The 16937-nt window shown below is 51.5% G+C and carries 17 protein-coding genes and 1 tRNA gene; 4 read left to right on the forward strand and 14 right to left on the reverse strand.

Annotation, left to right across the window (positions count from 1 at the left end; genetic code table 11):
• Nucleotides 1-104 precede the first annotated feature (104 nt).
• A complete protein-coding gene (locus P8H26_RS10420) occupies nucleotides 105-986 on the forward strand; it encodes a LysR family transcriptional regulator (RefSeq protein ID WP_289632896.1) in 882 nt (293 codons plus the stop codon).
• Nucleotides 987-993: 7 nt separating this feature from the next.
• On the opposite strand, the gene P8H26_RS10425 is transcribed toward P8H26_RS10420, so the two are convergent.
• Together P8H26_RS10425 and P8H26_RS10430 are read right to left on the reverse strand one after the other, a co-directional pair.
• Complete coding sequence (locus P8H26_RS10425; protein WP_289632898.1) at nucleotides 994-1653, reverse strand: YoaK family protein; 660 nt, start codon at nucleotides 1651-1653, stop codon at nucleotides 994-996.
• 85 nt (nucleotides 1654-1738) lie between these two features.
• The gene (locus tag P8H26_RS10430; RefSeq protein WP_289632900.1) at nucleotides 1739-1993 is read right to left on the reverse strand and encodes a GlsB/YeaQ/YmgE family stress response membrane protein; all 255 of its coding nucleotides are present in this window, start codon (nucleotides 1991-1993) and stop codon (nucleotides 1739-1741) included.
• Nucleotides 1994-2342: 349 nt separating this feature from the next.
• On the opposite strand from P8H26_RS10430, the gene P8H26_RS10435 reads away from it, so the two are divergent.
• Nucleotides 2343-4292 carry a sensor histidine kinase gene (locus tag P8H26_RS10435; protein WP_289632902.1) on the forward strand — a complete coding sequence of 650 codons (1950 nt, stop codon included), beginning with the start codon at nucleotides 2343-2345 and terminating at the stop codon, nucleotides 4290-4292.
• Nucleotides 4293-4392: 100 nt separating this feature from the next.
• On the opposite strand, the gene P8H26_RS10440 is transcribed toward P8H26_RS10435, so the two are convergent.
• The 12 genes from P8H26_RS10440 to rplU all read right to left on the reverse strand — a co-directional run bounded on the left by P8H26_RS10440 (nucleotide 4393) and on the right by rplU (nucleotide 14905).
• Nucleotides 4393-4905 carry an RNA pyrophosphohydrolase gene (locus tag P8H26_RS10440; RefSeq protein ID WP_289632903.1) on the reverse strand — a complete coding sequence of 171 codons (513 nt, stop codon included), beginning with the start codon at nucleotides 4903-4905 and terminating at the stop codon, nucleotides 4393-4395.
• A 141-nt stretch (nucleotides 4906-5046) separates the two neighbouring features.
• Nucleotides 5047-6384, reverse strand: coding sequence for a S41 family peptidase (locus P8H26_RS10445; RefSeq protein WP_289632904.1), 1338 nt, complete (start codon nucleotides 6382-6384; stop codon nucleotides 5047-5049).
• Nucleotides 6374-7708: a murein hydrolase activator EnvC gene (locus P8H26_RS10450; RefSeq protein WP_374708277.1), complete on the reverse strand. Its 1335-nt coding sequence runs from the start codon at nucleotides 7706-7708 to the stop codon at nucleotides 6374-6376. Before P8H26_RS10450 ends, P8H26_RS10445 begins: the two co-directional genes overlap by 11 nt.
• Before the next feature lie 119 nt (nucleotides 7709-7827).
• On the reverse strand, nucleotides 7828-8310 hold the full coding sequence (gene rlmH, locus P8H26_RS10455) for a 23S rRNA (pseudouridine(1915)-N(3))-methyltransferase RlmH (RefSeq protein ID WP_289632905.1): 483 nt from the start codon (nucleotides 8308-8310) through the stop codon (nucleotides 7828-7830).
• A 120-nt stretch (nucleotides 8311-8430) separates the two neighbouring features.
• The gene (rsfS, locus tag P8H26_RS10460) at nucleotides 8431-8856 is read right to left on the reverse strand and encodes a ribosome silencing factor (RefSeq protein WP_289632906.1); all 426 of its coding nucleotides are present in this window, start codon (nucleotides 8854-8856) and stop codon (nucleotides 8431-8433) included.
• A 138-nt stretch (nucleotides 8857-8994) separates the two neighbouring features.
• Nucleotides 8995-9666 (reverse strand): nicotinate-nucleotide adenylyltransferase, encoded by a 672-nt coding sequence (locus P8H26_RS10465; protein ID WP_374708278.1) that lies wholly within the window; start codon nucleotides 9664-9666, stop codon nucleotides 8995-8997.
• A 9-nt stretch (nucleotides 9667-9675) separates the two neighbouring features.
• Nucleotides 9676-10956 carry a glutamate-5-semialdehyde dehydrogenase gene (locus tag P8H26_RS10470; protein ID WP_289632907.1) on the reverse strand — a complete coding sequence of 427 codons (1281 nt, stop codon included), beginning with the start codon at nucleotides 10954-10956 and terminating at the stop codon, nucleotides 9676-9678.
• Entirely contained in the window at nucleotides 10946-12115 is a 1170-nt protein-coding gene (gene proB / locus P8H26_RS10475) for a glutamate 5-kinase (protein ID WP_289632908.1), read from the reverse strand. Before proB ends, P8H26_RS10470 begins: the two co-directional genes overlap by 11 nt.
• Before the next feature lie 7 nt (nucleotides 12116-12122).
• A complete protein-coding gene (gene obgE, locus P8H26_RS10480; RefSeq protein WP_289632909.1) occupies nucleotides 12123-13181 on the reverse strand; it encodes a GTPase ObgE in 1059 nt (352 codons plus the stop codon).
• Nucleotides 13182-13399: 218 nt separating this feature from the next.
• Nucleotides 13400-14083 carry a GNAT family N-acetyltransferase gene (locus P8H26_RS10485; protein ID WP_289632910.1) on the reverse strand — a complete coding sequence of 228 codons (684 nt, stop codon included), beginning with the start codon at nucleotides 14081-14083 and terminating at the stop codon, nucleotides 13400-13402.
• A gap of 144 nt (nucleotides 14084-14227) precedes the next feature.
• Nucleotides 14228-14497: a 50S ribosomal protein L27 gene (gene rpmA, locus P8H26_RS10490; protein WP_289632912.1), complete on the reverse strand. Its 270-nt coding sequence runs from the start codon at nucleotides 14495-14497 to the stop codon at nucleotides 14228-14230.
• Nucleotides 14498-14521: 24 nt separating this feature from the next.
• Nucleotides 14522-14905 (reverse strand): 50S ribosomal protein L21, encoded by a 384-nt coding sequence (gene rplU, locus P8H26_RS10495; protein ID WP_289387794.1) that lies wholly within the window; start codon nucleotides 14903-14905, stop codon nucleotides 14522-14524.
• 365 nt (nucleotides 14906-15270) lie between these two features.
• Between rplU and P8H26_RS10500 the strand changes: the two genes are divergently transcribed.
• Both P8H26_RS10500 and P8H26_RS10505 read left to right on the forward strand, forming a co-directional pair.
• Nucleotides 15271-15360 (forward strand) — tRNA-Ser (locus tag P8H26_RS10500).
• Nucleotides 15361-15568: 208 nt separating this feature from the next.
• Nucleotides 15569-16630, forward strand: a complete 1062-nt coding sequence (locus P8H26_RS10505) for a PD-(D/E)XK nuclease family protein (protein ID WP_289387795.1) — start codon at nucleotides 15569-15571, stop codon at nucleotides 16628-16630.
• Nucleotides 16631-16937 lie beyond the last annotated feature (307 nt).

The raw sequence follows: 16937 nt of genomic DNA on the forward strand, positions 1-16937 counted from the left end.
CTCCCGAGATTATAAAACCGTGCCCCATCATCACCCTGCAAAAAATAGTTTTCAAGTAGGCGAAAAGCGTATCCGTTGTGCAAATATCCATATAAGCTCTTCTCATGAACTGGGATGATATTCGCATATTTCTCGCTGTGGCCCGCTCCGGACAAATCCTTGGCGCAGCAAAGAAGCTCGGCCTTAATCACACGACTGTCTCCCGCAGGCTGACAGCGCTTGAAGCCAGCCTCAATACAACCTTGCTTAACCGGCGCACCAATGGCTCGGAGCTGACACAGGCGGGGGAAGAGTTTTTACATTCCGCAGAGCGCATGGAAGCAGAAATGCTCAACGCCCATGCCCATCTCGCCAATGCAGATATCGCTATTGCCGGTACCATACGCATTGGTGCACCGGATGGTTTTGGCGTCAATTTTCTCAGCCCCAGACTGGCACGGTTCTCTACGCTCTATCCTGATCTGACTATTCAGCTGGTGCCGGTTCCCCGTTCTTTCTCACTCTCACGCCGCGAAGTAGACATTGCCATCAGCGTGGAGCGGCCGGAAACAGGCCGGCTGGTTGCCCGCAAACTCACCGGCTATAATCTCGGTCTCTATGCCCATAAGGATTATCTTGAGCGCTATGGAACGCCGCAAACTGTGGAGGATTTAAACCATCACCGGCTGATCGGTTATGTGGAGGATCTGGTCGCCACACCAACACTGGATTATGCACGGGAAATCAGCCGTGACTGGACACCGGCTTTTGAAGTCTCCAGTGCATTGGGACAGGTTGAGGCCGTCAAAGCCGCAGCGGGCATTGGTATTTTGCATGGCTTCATCGCCCGCGAATATTCTGATCTCATTGAGATATTGCCGCACAAGCGTATCAAACGCTCCTATTGGCTGTCCTATCATGAAAGCGCACGCACATTGCGACGCATTCATACTGTTGCAGATTTCATTTCAAATCTGGTCGAGCAGGAACGGCATTTGTTCAGCTGAAACCGGACTATGCTTTTTTAGATATGAACAGCCCAAGCATAACCGACAGCACCACGACCGGCAGCAACAGCGAATTCAGTCCGAAATAATTGTATAAGACTGCACCTGAAGCCGCGCCTATAACCAGTGACACCCACACAGACACATGCTGCAACCAGCGGCGGCGCGGCACTTGCCCGCGCAAACCATTGGCCAGATCACTCGCTGCATTAAAAATTGTACCCGTTACAAAAGTCGTACCAAGACGCGCCGCGCCATCCGCTTTAAAAACCGCATTCTGCGCACCCATTGCCGCTGCCAGCAGCATAACCGGCATCCGTGTTTCCTGCAGCAGCTGCCCAAACAGAACAATACCTGCAAGCAGTGCAATCACCATCAACAACACGCGTATTGAGTACCAGCGCTGTTCCCGTGCACTGATAAAAGAGGCGATGAATGCGCCGCTGAAAAATAAGCCGATCAGCAACAGCGGCATGAAGAGGCTCTGCCCGCGCAGCAGTTGTACTGCTCTGCCATCCGGCCCGCTCATAGCCAGACCGAGCTGCGTTGTATTCCCGCTCATAAAGGAAGCAAAATATCCGCCCAGTTCTATGAAAGCGAGCGCATCCACAAAACCGGCAACAGCCGTCAGAACCAGACCGGTCAGTAAGCGGGCGGGTGGTGTCATCATCATTCCCGAAACAGGCGTCAAAACAAACAGAAGCCTGCCGGACTATTTTCCGGCAGGCTGCAGCACAACAGATTTTAAAAGATCACGCTCGTTTTACAAGTCTCAGAATAACAAGCAGAATAACCGCACCGATAAAAGCATTAATGATCGAGGCGATCACACCGCCGCCGACCGCAAACCCCAGACGCGGCAACAACCATCCGGCCAGAAATGCGCCGATCACACCGACAACGAGATTCCCCAAAAGGCCGAAACCACCACCGCGGACAACCTGTCCGGCAAGCCAGCCGGCAACGAGACCAACGATAAGAAAGACCAGTAAACTTTCTGCACCCATTATTATCTCCGATATGAATCGTTTGCTGTTTCATGGAATTTACTGTGCATCCGGCAATATTGTTGCTGCAACAATTTGCCAACCGCATCATCAGGATAACGCATTAAATGCTACATGGCTGCATAATTAAACCAATAAATATAACAGGCTATGCTGCCGCGCGTTTTAATCCTGCATCCAGCCACACGAACCTGCTTTTCCGTTGCAAAGCAAAGAACCGCATTTTCACGAATTAACAATGTTTTAAGAAACGCCTTATTTTCATCGCCAAAAACGGCAATACTGCCCGCGTGACATTATGCTTGTTTAAATTCTGCAAGTTTATACATTCGTGTAATAACAAGCTCACATGGGGGATACACAGGTGGAAACCGGATGGGATGCCTCAATCACTGATTTTTCTGGCAATGATCCTTCTGACAATGAGCTTTCTGGTCTGTCGGAAGCCTCTGCATTATTTCAGGCTGTTTTACCGCGCTTTCCGGTCATGAACGGTAACACTGATCCCGTTCTTGATAATCTTGTGGCGCTGGCAGCCAATCTTTGTGAAGCGCCGGTTGCAGCGATCAATCTCATCTCTCAGGAGCAGCAGATTTTCAAGGCGGTCTATGGCCTTAACTTGAATGCCCCGCCTGCCGGTCACAGTTTTTGCCGCCAGACTTTGATGGCTGAAGATATATTCATCATCAGCGATGCAAGTATGACACCGGTCTTTGCCGGCGAGCCCTTTGTGCAAGGCTCCTCATCCTATCGCTTTTATGCAGGGTTAAAGCTTGCAGCCCGTGACGGCACGATATTCGGCACCCTGCTGATACTGGACAAACAACCACGCTCCCTGACAGCCAGACAGCTGAAAGATATGCGCAGACTGGGACAGATTGCCAGTGCCCATATGGAGATGCAAAATCTCCACCACCATCAACAATATAAAGAACAACTGAACCAGTTGATCATCGACAATGCACTCGATTACGCCATTATCACCACCACATTAAGCGGTCAGGTCACCAGCTGGAATGCAGGCGCACAAAGATTGTTCGGCTGGACTGAAGCAGAAATGCTCAAATCCGCGGTCGACATTCTTTTCACACCGGAAGAGAGGGAAAAAAACATACCGGAAATACGCCGCGTCAGTGCCCTGCATCACCGGCAGGATGCCGTTGAGCGCTGGCACATGCGCAAAGACGGTAGCCGGTTTTGGGCAAGCGGACAGTTATTGCCGCTTTATGATCAAGACGGGTGCGTGCAGGGTTTTCTGAAAATCCTCATTGACCGCACGCTTCATCGCGAACAGCAGGAACGTCTGCGTGAGCAGGAAGAAATGCTCCGCCTTTCACAGGAGGCGGGTGGTATCGGTGCTTTTGATATTCACTTGGCAAACCGTACAATCACTGTCACCAATCAGATCCGGCATATTTACGGTATAGCGCCTGATGCCAATATTACGATTGAGCTCTTTGAAAAGCTGATGACACCGGAGAGTAAAACGGGGCAAAAGCCCGATCAATGCAAAACCGCAAATCCTGCGGCTCTTTCTTTACCTGTCTCAGGCCACAGCGAATACTGCATTCACCGGCTGGATAATCATGAGGAACGCTGGGTTGCTCTGTCGACGGAACTCCTCAGCGACGAACAAGGCAAAACAATCCGCTTACGCGGCATTGTGCAGGATATCACCGCCCGTAAATTTGCCGAAGAGCAGCAGGCAATGCTGACTGCGGAGCTGGCACATCGCAGTAAGAATATTCTTGCCGTCATTCAGGGTATTGCCAACCAGACCTTGCGCAACACGACCAGCGCCGAAGAGGCAAGATCCGCTTTTGAAGCCCGTATTATGGCCTTAAGCAAAGCACAGGACGTGCTGACCCAAGGGGCAAATTCTGCGAGTGCCGACCTCAAACAAATTGTGGCAAACAGCCTGTCCGTGCATGCCGGTGCAGATAAACGCCGCATCAGTATCAATGGCCGCTCGGTTACACTGGGCTCCAGACAGTCTTTATCCTTGGTCATGGCGCTGCACGAGCTGGGCACCAATGCCGTCAAATATGGCGCACTTTCAACACCTGCCGGACATATTGAAATCCGCTGGCTCTTTGAGAACGACCGCTTCCTGTTTTACTGGACAGAAAGCAACGGCCCGCCGGTTACAAAACCGGCACGCCGCGGCTTTGGCTCACGCCTGATTGAACGCACACTCGCGGCCAGCCTTGGCGCAACCGCAGAGCTGCACTATCTGCCTTCAGGGCTGGAGTTCCGGCTCAATGCGCCTGCAAATAATATGCGCTTCGATCCGGCATAAAAAACGTTGCTGTTGAGAATATCCCGAAAAGTATGAAACGGTTTTCGGAATACGCGTCAAAACAAATAGTTTAGAGCGGCGTTTTTATAGAAGCATAACCTCAAACCAAATGTCTGAAGGCCTGAATAACCTGATCGTAAACACCGCGCTTAAACGGCACGATCAGCTCCGGTAATTCCAACATCGGTTTCCATGCCCACATATCAAACTCGGCCTCATGGCCACCGGGCGGCGGATTGATCGCAATCTCGTTCTCATCACCTTCAAAACGATAGGCGAACCAGCGCTGTGTCTGACCGCGATATTTGCCTTTCAAAGCAATACCGATCAGATGCTCCGGCAGATCATAATTAATCCAGTCCGGTGCCTCTGCCAGAAGGCTGACTGTGCGCATACCCGTTTCTTCGTAAAGTTCACGCAGCGATGCAATTGCAGGATCTTCTCCGGCATCAATACCGCCCTGCGGCATTTGCCAGAGCTGTGTTGCACCTTCCATCTCGCCATTCGGCTCAACGATGCGTCGTCCTGCCCAGACTTTGCCTTCGCGGTTCAGAACCATAATGCCCACACACGGGCGGTAAGGCAGCGATGCGAGATCACGCTTTTCAGTCATTCTGCTCTCTTCAGTTTATGCTTTAGAGCGCCGTGTGCCAGACGTGGCACACAAAGGTCACTCTAACACTTTAAAATTATGCTCTAAAAACTACAGACAAAAAACGCGGGAACTGCCCCGCGTTTTTCATACTGTATAAGCTTATTTTTTATCCGGCTTTGGCAAATCTTTTTTAGGATCCGGCGGGAAAGCTGCACTTGTCGTTTCACCGCGCAGCAGTTTCAACGCTTCGCCCAGCTGAAGATCATCCTTCGGCTCCAGCGGTACATAGGCTGATGAACCTGAACCGGCATCATCTTCCTCTGCGCCCTTGATATGACCTTTCAGACCGGCCTCACCCTTGGTCGTCACATCACGGCCTTTCAGCTCATCCGGCAGCGGCTGTTCAACCTTGATATCCGGTGTGATGCCCTTACCCTGAATGGATTTGCCTGAAGGCGTGTAATAGAGCGCTGTCGTCAAACGCAGCGAACCGTTTTCACCCAGTGGGATAATGGTCTGTACAGAGCCCTTACCAAAGGACTGTGTTCCCAGGACAGTCGCACGGCGATGATCCTGCAAGGCACCGGCCACGATCTCAGACGCACTGGCGGAACCGCCATTGATCAGCACGATCACCGGCTTGCCTTTGGTCAGATCACCGGAACGGGCATCAAAGCGTGTTACATCCTGCGGATCACGGCCACGGGTTGAAACAACTTCACCCTTATCGAGGAAGGCATCGGACACAGACACCGCCTGATCAAGCAGACCACCCGGATTGAGACGCAGATCGAGCACAAAACCTTTCAGCTTGTCCTCAGGCACCTGAGACTGAATATCCTTGATTGCCTTTGTCAGATCATCGGAGGTCTTCTCGGTGAAGGAAATCACACGCAGATAGCCAACGTCATTCTCAACGCGGTAGCGAACAGCTTTCACCTTGATGATCGCGCGCTTGATCGACAGCTTGATCGGCTTATCAGCACCCTGACGGATCAGGGTCAGTTCAATCGCTTCATCAACCGGCCCGCGCATTTTATCAACGGCATCATTCAACGTCAGACCGCGAACTTCCGCACCATTGATCTGCGTGATCAGGTCGCCCGCCAAAACACCGGCTTTGGATGCTGGCGTATCGTCAATCGGCGCAATGACCTTTACCAGATCATTTTCCATCGTCACTTCAATACCAAGACCACCGAACTCGCCCTTGGTCTGTACGCGCATATCCTGCGCAGCCTCAGGGTTGAGATAGGAAGAGTGCGGATCAAGCGAGGTCAGCATGCCGTTGATCGCAGTTTCGATCAGCTTTTTATCTTCCGGCGGCGTCACATATTGCTGGCGCACACGTTCAAAAATATCGCCGAAAATTGCGAGCTCTTTATAGGTGTCGTTACTGGCAGCGTTGGCAGAAGAAGCCGGAGCTCCCTGCACAGCAACCATCGCCGAAGCCCCCATTAAGGCACCTGCGAAAAGAAGCGACAGTTTACGTATCATCTTGTGTCCTTCCGGAATGCCGCTCGGCCCACCACGGGGTCGGATCGACGGATTTCCCATCTTTTCGAAATTCTATGTAAAGCATCGGTGAAGAATTGCTACTCCCCAGTGAGGCAACACTGGTTAAAAGCTTATCCCCCATAGTGCCGACCGGCTCACCAGCCAGTACAAACCGCCCCTGCGCAACATTGATTCTGCTTAACCCTGCCATGACGATATGATATCCGCCGCCAACATCAAGGATTAAGAGTTGCCCATAGGAGCGAAATGAGCCTGCATAAAGCACAACGCCATCAGAAGGTGACGTAATCGTGGCATTTCGCGGTGTTTGCAGCATTTCTCCGGCTTGCGGCCGTCCGAAATCATCTTTCTGGCCAAACTTTTTAGTGATTTTGCCGCTGGCAGGCATAACCAGCTGCCCGCGCAGGGAGGCAAAATCCGCACGGGAGACAAGAAAATTCTCATCCGACTGCGCCGCGCGCTCCTGCCCCTGTGCCAGCCGCTGCTCTTCCGCCTCGCGGGCTGCATCAGCGGCGGTGCGCACTTTATCCATACGCCCTTGCAGGGAAGCAATCAGATCCTTCAGGCTGGTCGCTTTTTTGGCAAGCTCCTCCGCATGAAGCTGCTCAGCCTTTAACTCTTCTTCAGACTGGCTATAGAGCTTTTGCTTCTCCTGCAGCAGCAATTCCTGTTTTTGCCGCTCTTCTGCTTGCGCTGTGCGACTGGCGGTCAGGCGCGTCTGCTCTTCCTTGATGGATGCCTGCAAGCGCTGCATCTCTTTGAGATCAGCCATCAATTCCAGCGTTTGCGCCCGCATTTCCGGCACGACCGCACCGAGCAGCACGGCCGAACGCACAGAGGCCAGCGCATCATCCGGTCGCACCAGAATGGCAGGCGGCGGATTCAGCCCCATGCGCTGCAAAGCAGCCAGCACTTCGGCAAGAACTGTGCGCCTTGCGCGCAATGACAGCCGGATACCGTCTTCCTGCTCGCTGAGCGCAGTGAGTTTCTGACTGGCAGCTTCAATATCTTCTGAGAGTTTCTTGTCCGTCTTGGCGGATTGAATCAGCGCAGCTGTAATCGTCGTCTGATCTTTTTTCAGCTCTGCGACACTTGTCTCAAGTTGCTGTAATTTCTCTTTGGACAGCGCGATTTCGCTGTTAATTGCATCGAGACTACCTGAAACCTGATTGTGCTGCTGTTCCAGCGGCAAAGGTGGAGAAACGACAGGCGTTTGCTCCTGAGCATGAGCCAGACCTGACATCAGCATAAACAAACCGGCAGACAAAACGCATCCGGCCTGACCGGCACAAATGCGGTTCATCAAATTTTGCCGGAAGGGAATGCTGTTATTATTCATCAAAAGTCTGACACTGGCCCATTATGATGTTCCGATTGTAGCCACGAATATATAACAAAGATTATCCGCAGCACAATTATCTGTCACACCCGATGATAAGGATGTCCGGAGAGGATTGTCACGGCACGGTATAATTGTTCAGCAATCAGAATACGTGCCAGCTGATGCGGCCATGTCATCTTGCCCATTGCCAGCACCAGATCAGCCCGTGCCCGCAATTGCGGATCATGACCATCCGGCCCGCCAATCGCCAATATCAGCTGTCTTTTGCCGCCATCACGGATTTTGCCCATTTGTTCGGCAAAAGCCTCAGAGCCAAACTCTTTGCCACGCTCGTCCATCAGGATCAGCGCAGCACCGTTGTCCAGCGCTTCATAGACGCGCGCAGCCTCATCAGCCTTACGCTGATCGGCACTGCCGCCTCTGCTTTCCGTAATCTCACTGACACCGGTAAACTCAAAACCCAAAGCAGAACCGGCTTTGGAGAAGCGGTCGAAATAGCGCTCAGCCAGCTCCCTCTCAGGACCTGCTTTCATTTTTCCGACCGCATAAACTGTAACACGCATAATCAAAAACCTCTGCCCGCACTTCAAAGTCGGGCAGCTTCAGGCTGCATCAGTATCTGCACCCAAAAGTGGCAAGCCGTCACAAACCGGCATGCCCGCTTTTGGAAACAGTCGTGCATATTAATGCACTGGTTTTTTAAGCGGATTAAATTCAGCCGCATCCGGTGTGAGCCAGATTTTTTCGATATTATAAAATTCGCGGATTTCCGGATGGAAAATGTGGATGATGATATCACCCGTATCAACCAGAACCCAGTCTGCTGATTCAAGACCTTCGATCTGAACATCGCGAACGCCGATTTCTTTCAACGCGCGCAAAGCATGATCGGCCACCGCACCAACATGGCGCTGCGAACGACCGGAAGCGATCACCATATAATCGCCCAGAGCGGATTTACCGCGCAGATCAATGGAAATGATATCTTCGGCCTTGGAGTCTTCAAGACTTGCCAGCAGAACTTCTAAAGCATGAGACACAGTGGCTTCGCCGCTGACCTCAGCTGGTGAAGGCGTGATAACACCCTTCTTTTCAATTGCTGTTCTCAATGAGTACCTTTCCGTAAAGAACAACGCCACACGGTAACTACGCCCCGTGTAACTATAAAAGTGGCAGAGTCCTGTGTCTGTTTCAAGACGCAGAACTTTGTAAAATTGACAGCAAAAATAAATTGCTGATTTCGTTCACTATTCGCCTGCGGTTTGCTGACGTAATTGTGTTGATGACAGATCTGACTGCGGCCCGTGGATAAAAACCCATGCCGGAGCCGGCGTAACCGCAAGTCTGTCTGCTTCAGTTTCCGGCAGACGTGCAGCACCGAATTGCTGTGCCATCACAGAATCTTCTGCTGCCATATTGGAACCAGGCCGGTTGATCACCGCAATCGGATAGGTGCGGGCAATCTCATCCCATTCCTGCCAATGGTGGAAATTCATCAGATTATCTGCGCCCATAATCCAGACCAGATGCATATCCGGATTATGTTTACGCACCAGTGCCAGCGTATCCGCTGTATAGCGCACCTGATAGACCGCTTCAAATGCCGTGACGTGAATGCGCTTATCACGCATCAGCGCCTCACTCAGAGCAATGCGCTTGGACAGCGGCGCCAGTTCGCTCACATCTTTCAGCGGATTTCCGGGCGTTACCATCCACCAGACCTGATCCAGCCCCAGCCGCTCCAGCGCCAGTTCTGCCACCAGAACATGGCCTGCATGCGGCGGATTGAAAGAACCGCCAAACAAACCGATTTTTGCACCTTTGCGGGTGGCAGGCATTTGCAGATAATCCTGCGGAACATCCTGAAACGCTTGCGGCAAAGCGGTCTTGTCAGTTTGATCTTTCACTGGTTTGGACATGAGTGCTATTTAAACCCGTGTCTGACCGTTACCGCGCACGCGGTACTTGAAGGAAGTGAGCTGCTCAACCCCAACCGGCCCGCGCGCATGCATTTTGCCGGTCGCGATACCGATTTCCGCACCCATGCCGAACTCACCGCCATCCGCAAATTGCGTCGAGGCATTGTGCAACAAAATGGCTGAATCAATCTCGTTAAAGAACCGCTCAACAACAGCACTATCTTCCGCAATCACCGCTTCCGTGTGATGGGATGAATAGCGGTTGATATGCTGCAATGCACCATCGATACCATCAACCAGCGCTACCGAAATAATCGCATCAAGATATTCCGTTGCCCAGTCTTCTGCTGTGGCAGGCTCTGCTTGAGGATAAAGAGTGCAAACCTCTGCATCACCACGGATCACACAACCGGCCTTTGCCAGCGTATCAAGAACCGGCACCAGATGCGTCTTAGCCACTTCACGATCAACCAGCAAAGTCTCGGTTGCACCGCAAATGCCTGTCCGGCGCATTTTGGCATTGAGTGTAATTGCTTTCGCCATCTCAAGGTCAGCACTGGCATCTACATAAATATGGCACAGGCCTTCCAGATGCGCGAAAACCGGCACCCGCGCCTCTTCCTGCACACGGGAAACAAGGCTTTTGCCACCACGCGGCACGATCACATCAATCGCACCGTTGAGGCCTTTGAGCATTTCACCGACTGCCGCGCGATCTGTCACCGGCACCATCTGAATCGCCGCTTCCGGCAGTCCGGCAGCTTTCAGACCTTCTGCCAAAGCAGCATGAATTTCACGGGATGAATGGGCAGAGTCTGAGCCACCGCGCAGGATCACCGCATTGCCGGCTTTCAGGCACAGCGCACCGGCATCTGCCGTCACATTCGGGCGGCTTTCATAAATCACACCAATCACACCAAGCGGCGTGCGCACGCGCTCAATATGCAGACCATTCGGGCGATCCCACTCGGTCATTATTTCGCCAACCGGATCTCTCAAAGCTGCAATCGCGCGGATACCATCGGCCATAGCGCGAATGCGTGTTTCATCCAGTTTCAAACGGTCGATGAAGGATGCAGCAGTGCCTGCGGCTTCAGCGGCAGCGACATCCAGCACATTGGCATTGAGGATCAAATCTTTACGACGCAACAACGCCTCTGCCATACCAATAAGAGCTGCATGTTTGCGCTCCGCACTGGCAATTGCAAGAGGTCCTGCGGCAGCACGCGCTTTACGGCCAAGCTCGGCCATCAGTTCAGTAACAGTCAGATTATCCGGCTTATCCAGCATCGCACATTTCCCCCTCAGCGACGGCAACATCTTGCGAGCGGTTACCACGGATCACCAGATCATTGCGATGCACCATAGATGAACGCGCGAAATAACCGAGAATATCTTCAATCTCGCCACTCTTATGACCGGCGATTTTCACTGCATCCACAGCATCATAACCGGCAAGACCACGTGCAACTTCACGGCCTTCCAGATTGAGAATCGAAACCGTATCGCCACGCTGGAAGTCGCCGCGCACTTCCCGCACACCGGCAGGCAGCAGAGATTTACCGGACTTCAGCGCTTTCAAGGCACCGTCATCAATCACCAATTGCCCAGCCGCATCGAGATGACCGGAAATCCAGATTTTCCACGCATTGACCGGCGCATCAGAGGCTTTAAACAAAGTTGACCGTTCACCGCGATCAATCGCTGCCAGCGGGTTCATCCGTGTGCCGGATGTGATGATCATCGCCGTGCCTGCCGCATTGGCAATCTTGCCCGCATCCAGCTTGGTTTTCATCCCGCCGCGTGACAATTCAGAAGCAGCAACACCGGCCATAGCTTCAATATCCGGCGTAATGGTTTCAACTACGGCTAAAAACTGCGCATTCGGGTCTTTATGCGGCGGTGCCGTATAAAGTCCGTCAATATCGGACAGCAGAATAAGCAGATCAGCACCGATCATCGTTGCCACACGGGCAGCCAAGCGGTCATTATCGCCATAGCGGATTTCATTGGTCGCAACCGTATCATTTTCATTGATGATCGGTACGGCCTTGAGTTTCAGCAAGGTTTCAATCGTTGCGCGTGCGTTGAGGTAACGGCGGCGTTCTTCCGTATCAGACAATGTGAGCAGTACCTGCCCCGCCCTGATCTGATGCGCCCCCAGCACATCGGCATAGGCTTTGGCCAGAGCAATCTGCCCTGCCGCAGCCGAAGCCTGACTTTCTTCCAGCTTAAGCGTACCGGCCGGAAGCCCCAGCACCGTACGCCCCAGCGCGACCGCACCGGAGGATACGACCAGTACTTCCACGCCCTCAGCCTGCAAGGCAGCAATATCTGCCCCCAGACTTTCCAGCCATTGCTGCTTCAGCCCCTGAGCCCGATCCACCAGAAGCGCTGAGCCGATTTTCACCACAATGCGACGATAATTTTTCAGCGCTCCGATCGTCATGATCTGCTCATTTCTTTCTTGTATCGGACTGGTTTCTGGCTTCCGCTTTTGCAGCTTCCAGATCAGCTTCTTCAGCGCGGCTTTGATCAATAATCCGTGCCAGTTCGCGCAATGTTGTTTCAATGCCTTCGCGGCTCACAGCCGACAGCAGCAACGGCTCACGGCCGCATGCTTTTTTCAGGGCTTTAATCTTCGCTTTGCGGGCATCCGGATCAAGCGTATCAACTTGCGACAGCGCTACAATTTCAATCTTGTCAGTAAGGCCATGACCATAGGCTTCGAGCTCACCACGGATCACTGTATAGGCCTTTGCCACATCTTCTTCCTGTGCGGAAATCAGATGCAACAGCACACGGGTGCGCTCCACGTGACCAAGGAAACGATCACCAAGACCGATGCCTTCGCTCGCACCTTCAATCAGGCCCGGAATGTCAGCAATCACAAACTCACGGGCATCCACACGCGCAACACCAAGGTTCGGATGCAGAGTCGTGAAAGGATAATCGGCAATCTTAGGTTTGGCCGCTGTGACACTGGCAAGGAAAGTTGACTTACCGGCATTTGGCAAACCGACCAGACCGGCATCAGCAATCAGCTTCAGACGCAGCCACAAGGTGCGTTCAATACCTTCCAGACCCGGATTGGCGCGACGTGGTGCCTGATTGGTCGAGGTTTTGAAATGCAGGTTACCGAAACCGCCGTTTCCGCCCTTAGCCAAGCGATAGCGCTGGCCAACAGTTGTCAGATCGCAGATCAGCGTTTCATTGTCTTCTTCAAAAATCTGCGTACCAACCGGCACTTTCAGAATGACATCTTCGCCCTTACCGCCGGTCATATTGCGACCCATGCCATGCATACCGGTTTTTCCCCGGAAATGCTGCTGATAGCGATAATCAATCAGGGTATTCAGGCCATTAACGACCTCTGCCCAGACGTCACCGCCACGACCACCGTCACCGCCGTCCGGACCACCGAATTCCAGAAACTTCTCACGCCGGAACGAAACCGCACCAGCGCCGCCATCACCGGCGCGGATATAAATTTTTGTCTGGTCGAGAAATTTCATGTGCTTACCTTTTCCGGCACAAAGCCGGCTCTCGGAAAATCCGATATTTAGAGACGATAAATTGCAGTCCGAAACGTCTGCAAATTCAAATAATATAGTGTGACCGTGCCAATACAGCAAAAAAGCAGGTTTGAAAACTGCCGGATATCTGTGTTGTCATCAGAGTTACACATTGAATATCCGACAATCTGTTATCCGCCAGTATACACGGCATAGAATTACTGGCCTGCGCCACGTAATTCCAGCCATTGCTGACGGGTCATGATGTAGCATTCCACCGGCACATCACCATCAACACCAGAGTGACCGACAGCAGAACCGGTATGTCTGAAGCCGCATTTTTCAATCACGCGCTTTGAACCTTCATTGCGGCTTTGCGCACTGATATAAATCTGCTCCAGCGATAATTCCCTAAATGACAGATCAATCAATGCAGCAGTTGCCTCTGTCGCATAGCCTTTGCCCCAGTAAGGCTCACCAAGCCAGTAACCGATTTCATAACCAGAACCATATTTGTGGTCATGCAATGTGATACTGCCGATAAACTCGCCCGTTTCAGCCAGTGTGATCGCATAAGCGAACTGTCCGATCGCACCTGAAGCAGCCAGCTTGATAAAATCGACCGCATGGTCACGAGAATAAGGATGCGGCAAGCGCGTGAGCATGCGCGCCACATTGATATTGTCCGCGAGCACGGTGATGGCATCAATATCTTCCTCATGCGGCGGGCGCAGTACAAGCCGTTCAGTGAGCTGTACGGGAGAATCCCGCAAAGCGACATCCGCTCCATAGGCGCCTGTCAGCCCTGCGCCTTTCAGATCAACATCTGCAGTCAGGTTAGCCTGAGCCCCTGTCCGCTGACTATCACCGTTTAATCCTGTTCCACTCTGTAGTTTTGTCATTGTTGACTTCAGGCCTTACCGGCCATCCTCCGGGGAAAATAAAAAAGGGGAGACGGTTTCCCGTCTCCCCTTCAATATTTTGTCCGTAATGCGGCTTCATATATCGGGTTCGACAGGAACACCGGTATATGAATGGAGCACCGGTTACTCCGCAGCTTCTGCCATCGGGTTCACGGATACAAAGGTTCGGCCGTTTGCTTTTGTCTTGAAAGACACAACGCCGTCAGCCTTTGCGAACAGGGTATGATCTTTACCCATGCCAACATTTGCACCCGGATGCCACTGTGTGCCACGCTGGCGAATAATGATATTGCCCGCGATAACAGCTTCGCTACCGAACTTTTTCACGCCAAGGCGTTTCGACTCTGAATCGCGACCGTTACGCGATGAACCGCCAGCTTTCTTATGTGCCATCGGTATTCTCCTTTAACTCGTTAATTACTCAGCAGCTTCAGCTTTAGGTGCAGCCTTTTTAGGCGCAGCTTTGGCTTTCGCAGATGGCTTAGCACCACCGGTGAGGATTTCCGAAATACGGATTGTCGTCAGTTCCTGACGATGACCGCGGGTACGCTTGGAGTTCTGACGGCGACGCTTTTTGAAAGCGATAACTTTTTTCGCACGACCCTGCTCAACCACTTCAGCGGTTACAACAGCACCGGCAACAAGCGGAGCACCGAGCGTGGCATTTTCGCCTTCGCCAACGAGCAGAACTTCTACAAACTCTACAACATCACCGGCTTCACCGGCAACTTTTTCAACTTTAATCACATCATTGGCGGCAACGCGATACTGCTTACCACCGGTTTTGATGACTGCGAACATTTGTTTTCCTTTCGGTTGTTCGTTTCCGGCTCTCCCGTTTCACGGGGGCCGTCTTCTTGTCAGTCGTGACAGTTTAAATATTTATCTGAGCAAAAACATAAGTTTAAGTTTTGACAAACACACAACAAGAGCCAAAGAGGATTCTCACCCTCTACGACGTGGCCGCATATAGTGGCAAAAACAGCTGCGCGTCAAGGTTTTTAAGGACACCAAACAAGATATATGGGAAATAATAGTATTTCTAAGCGATTGGGACTTGTCTAAATGAGTCTGCCGCGTTATGAGCGCAACGCACATTCAGCAAATCGTGTGAATTTGATATTTGCGAAGGCTTTTAGCCTGAGATTTAGATATCACAATACAGCGGAGAGGTGGCTGAGTGGTTGAAAGTACCGCACTCGAAATGCGGCGTGGGGGTAACTCCATCGTGGGTTCGAATCCCACCCTCTCCGCCAGTTTATACAATAAAATCAATTATTTAGTAAAAATTAACCCTTGCGGTCGGCATTCTGTCACGCAGTCCCTTATTGGTATATTATCAAGGGCCACGCTCAAGGCACGCAGGCTACATATCGTATTCAACCACCATACGCCCTAGACTTGCATAGCATTTAATTTACGGGATAGTGTTCATTTAAACATTTCATACCTTGGAGAATATGTTTGAACGATGAATTCATTCCAACTTTAAGCCATGCAACAGAACGTGACATCGATTTGCTTCTGGTAGAAGAGCTTCATTCTTCATTAGAGTTTACAACCTGGATTGCTGCACAAGCCGGCATCCTGTCTCCTATAGCCTCATGGGATGTGAAGCATAGCAAACGTCGCACGCGTTCAAGGCGAGAAATTGACATATTCGTCGATATCTACCACCAAGACAAAAGCCGCTCAGCAATACTCATAGAAAACAAGCTAGATGCGAGCGAACAGCCAGATCAAGCTGAAAGTTACCGTGAAGAACTAGCCACACTTGACGGAGCTTTCCAGAATAGATCTATGCTCATAACGTGTCCCGAGGCTTACTCTCGGCAGCACCACAATTTCACTAGCAAGTTTGATAGCATTGTATCTTATGAGACAATCTCAGATTTTTTTCGCAAGCTACTTACCGAAGTTGGTAGTGATCTGGTGCTTCGCTATAGCTTTCGCAGTGCCATACTTGATCAGGCAATATATAAACACCGCCGGGGATATACCCCCATACCTGACAAAGTTGTCGGTGACTTCAATGCGAAGTATGTTGCGTTGTTAGCCATCCTGGCACCCGAAATCATCCCGGGCCCCAGCATGCGCAAGTCTGCTAATCCTCGAGAAAGCACTTCTATGATCTTTGATCAAGCCGCGTCTTTTTCAAAACTACCTGAAGTGATTAGACCGCGCCGCTTCGCACATGAATTAGGTCGAGGTTCCGAACACCGAGCAAACTATGTCGCCATTACATTCGCAGGTTGGGGTGCAGCTCTTCCACATGTTCTGCCGCAGTTAAATGCAGATGCATCCAATTTAGGAGCAATATTCACGGCCGACAAACCAACCAAAAACCGACCGAACCCTGGCATGAAAATGCTGCTACCAACAGAACCGGTAGACAATCAAAAGGACTTTGATAAGCAAACTGAGTCTTTGAAGGCTGGAATTCTAAAAGCAAAGGAGCTCCGTGACTGGCTCCTTTCACACCAAGAGATATTACATACGTGGAATATGCTAATTAAAGCCAAGTGATGCTGAATTACATAGGAGCTATATATTTTAAATTCTTTTGTTGCGTGTAGATAATTAATTTGCGCCACTAGACACATCCCTTGTCATTCAAAAGATGTGTCCTGGCATAGATCATCATCCTGACATGTTGCTAGCAATGGGAAGTCTGTCGTTGTTGTAATGCGCAAGACCTCCCGGAATGTGGCAGCTTCCAACACCTTTGCAGTTCCGACACATTAGGTGTCTCTGCGCCTGGTCTTCACTATACGTTGGAGATCACATGGGATCGATCAGGGAACTACATGGACACACTAGCGGGGCATATTTG

This window comes from Pseudochrobactrum sp. sp1633, assembly GCF_030376605.1.
Classification (GTDB): Bacteria; Pseudomonadota; Alphaproteobacteria; order Rhizobiales; family Rhizobiaceae; genus Pseudochrobactrum.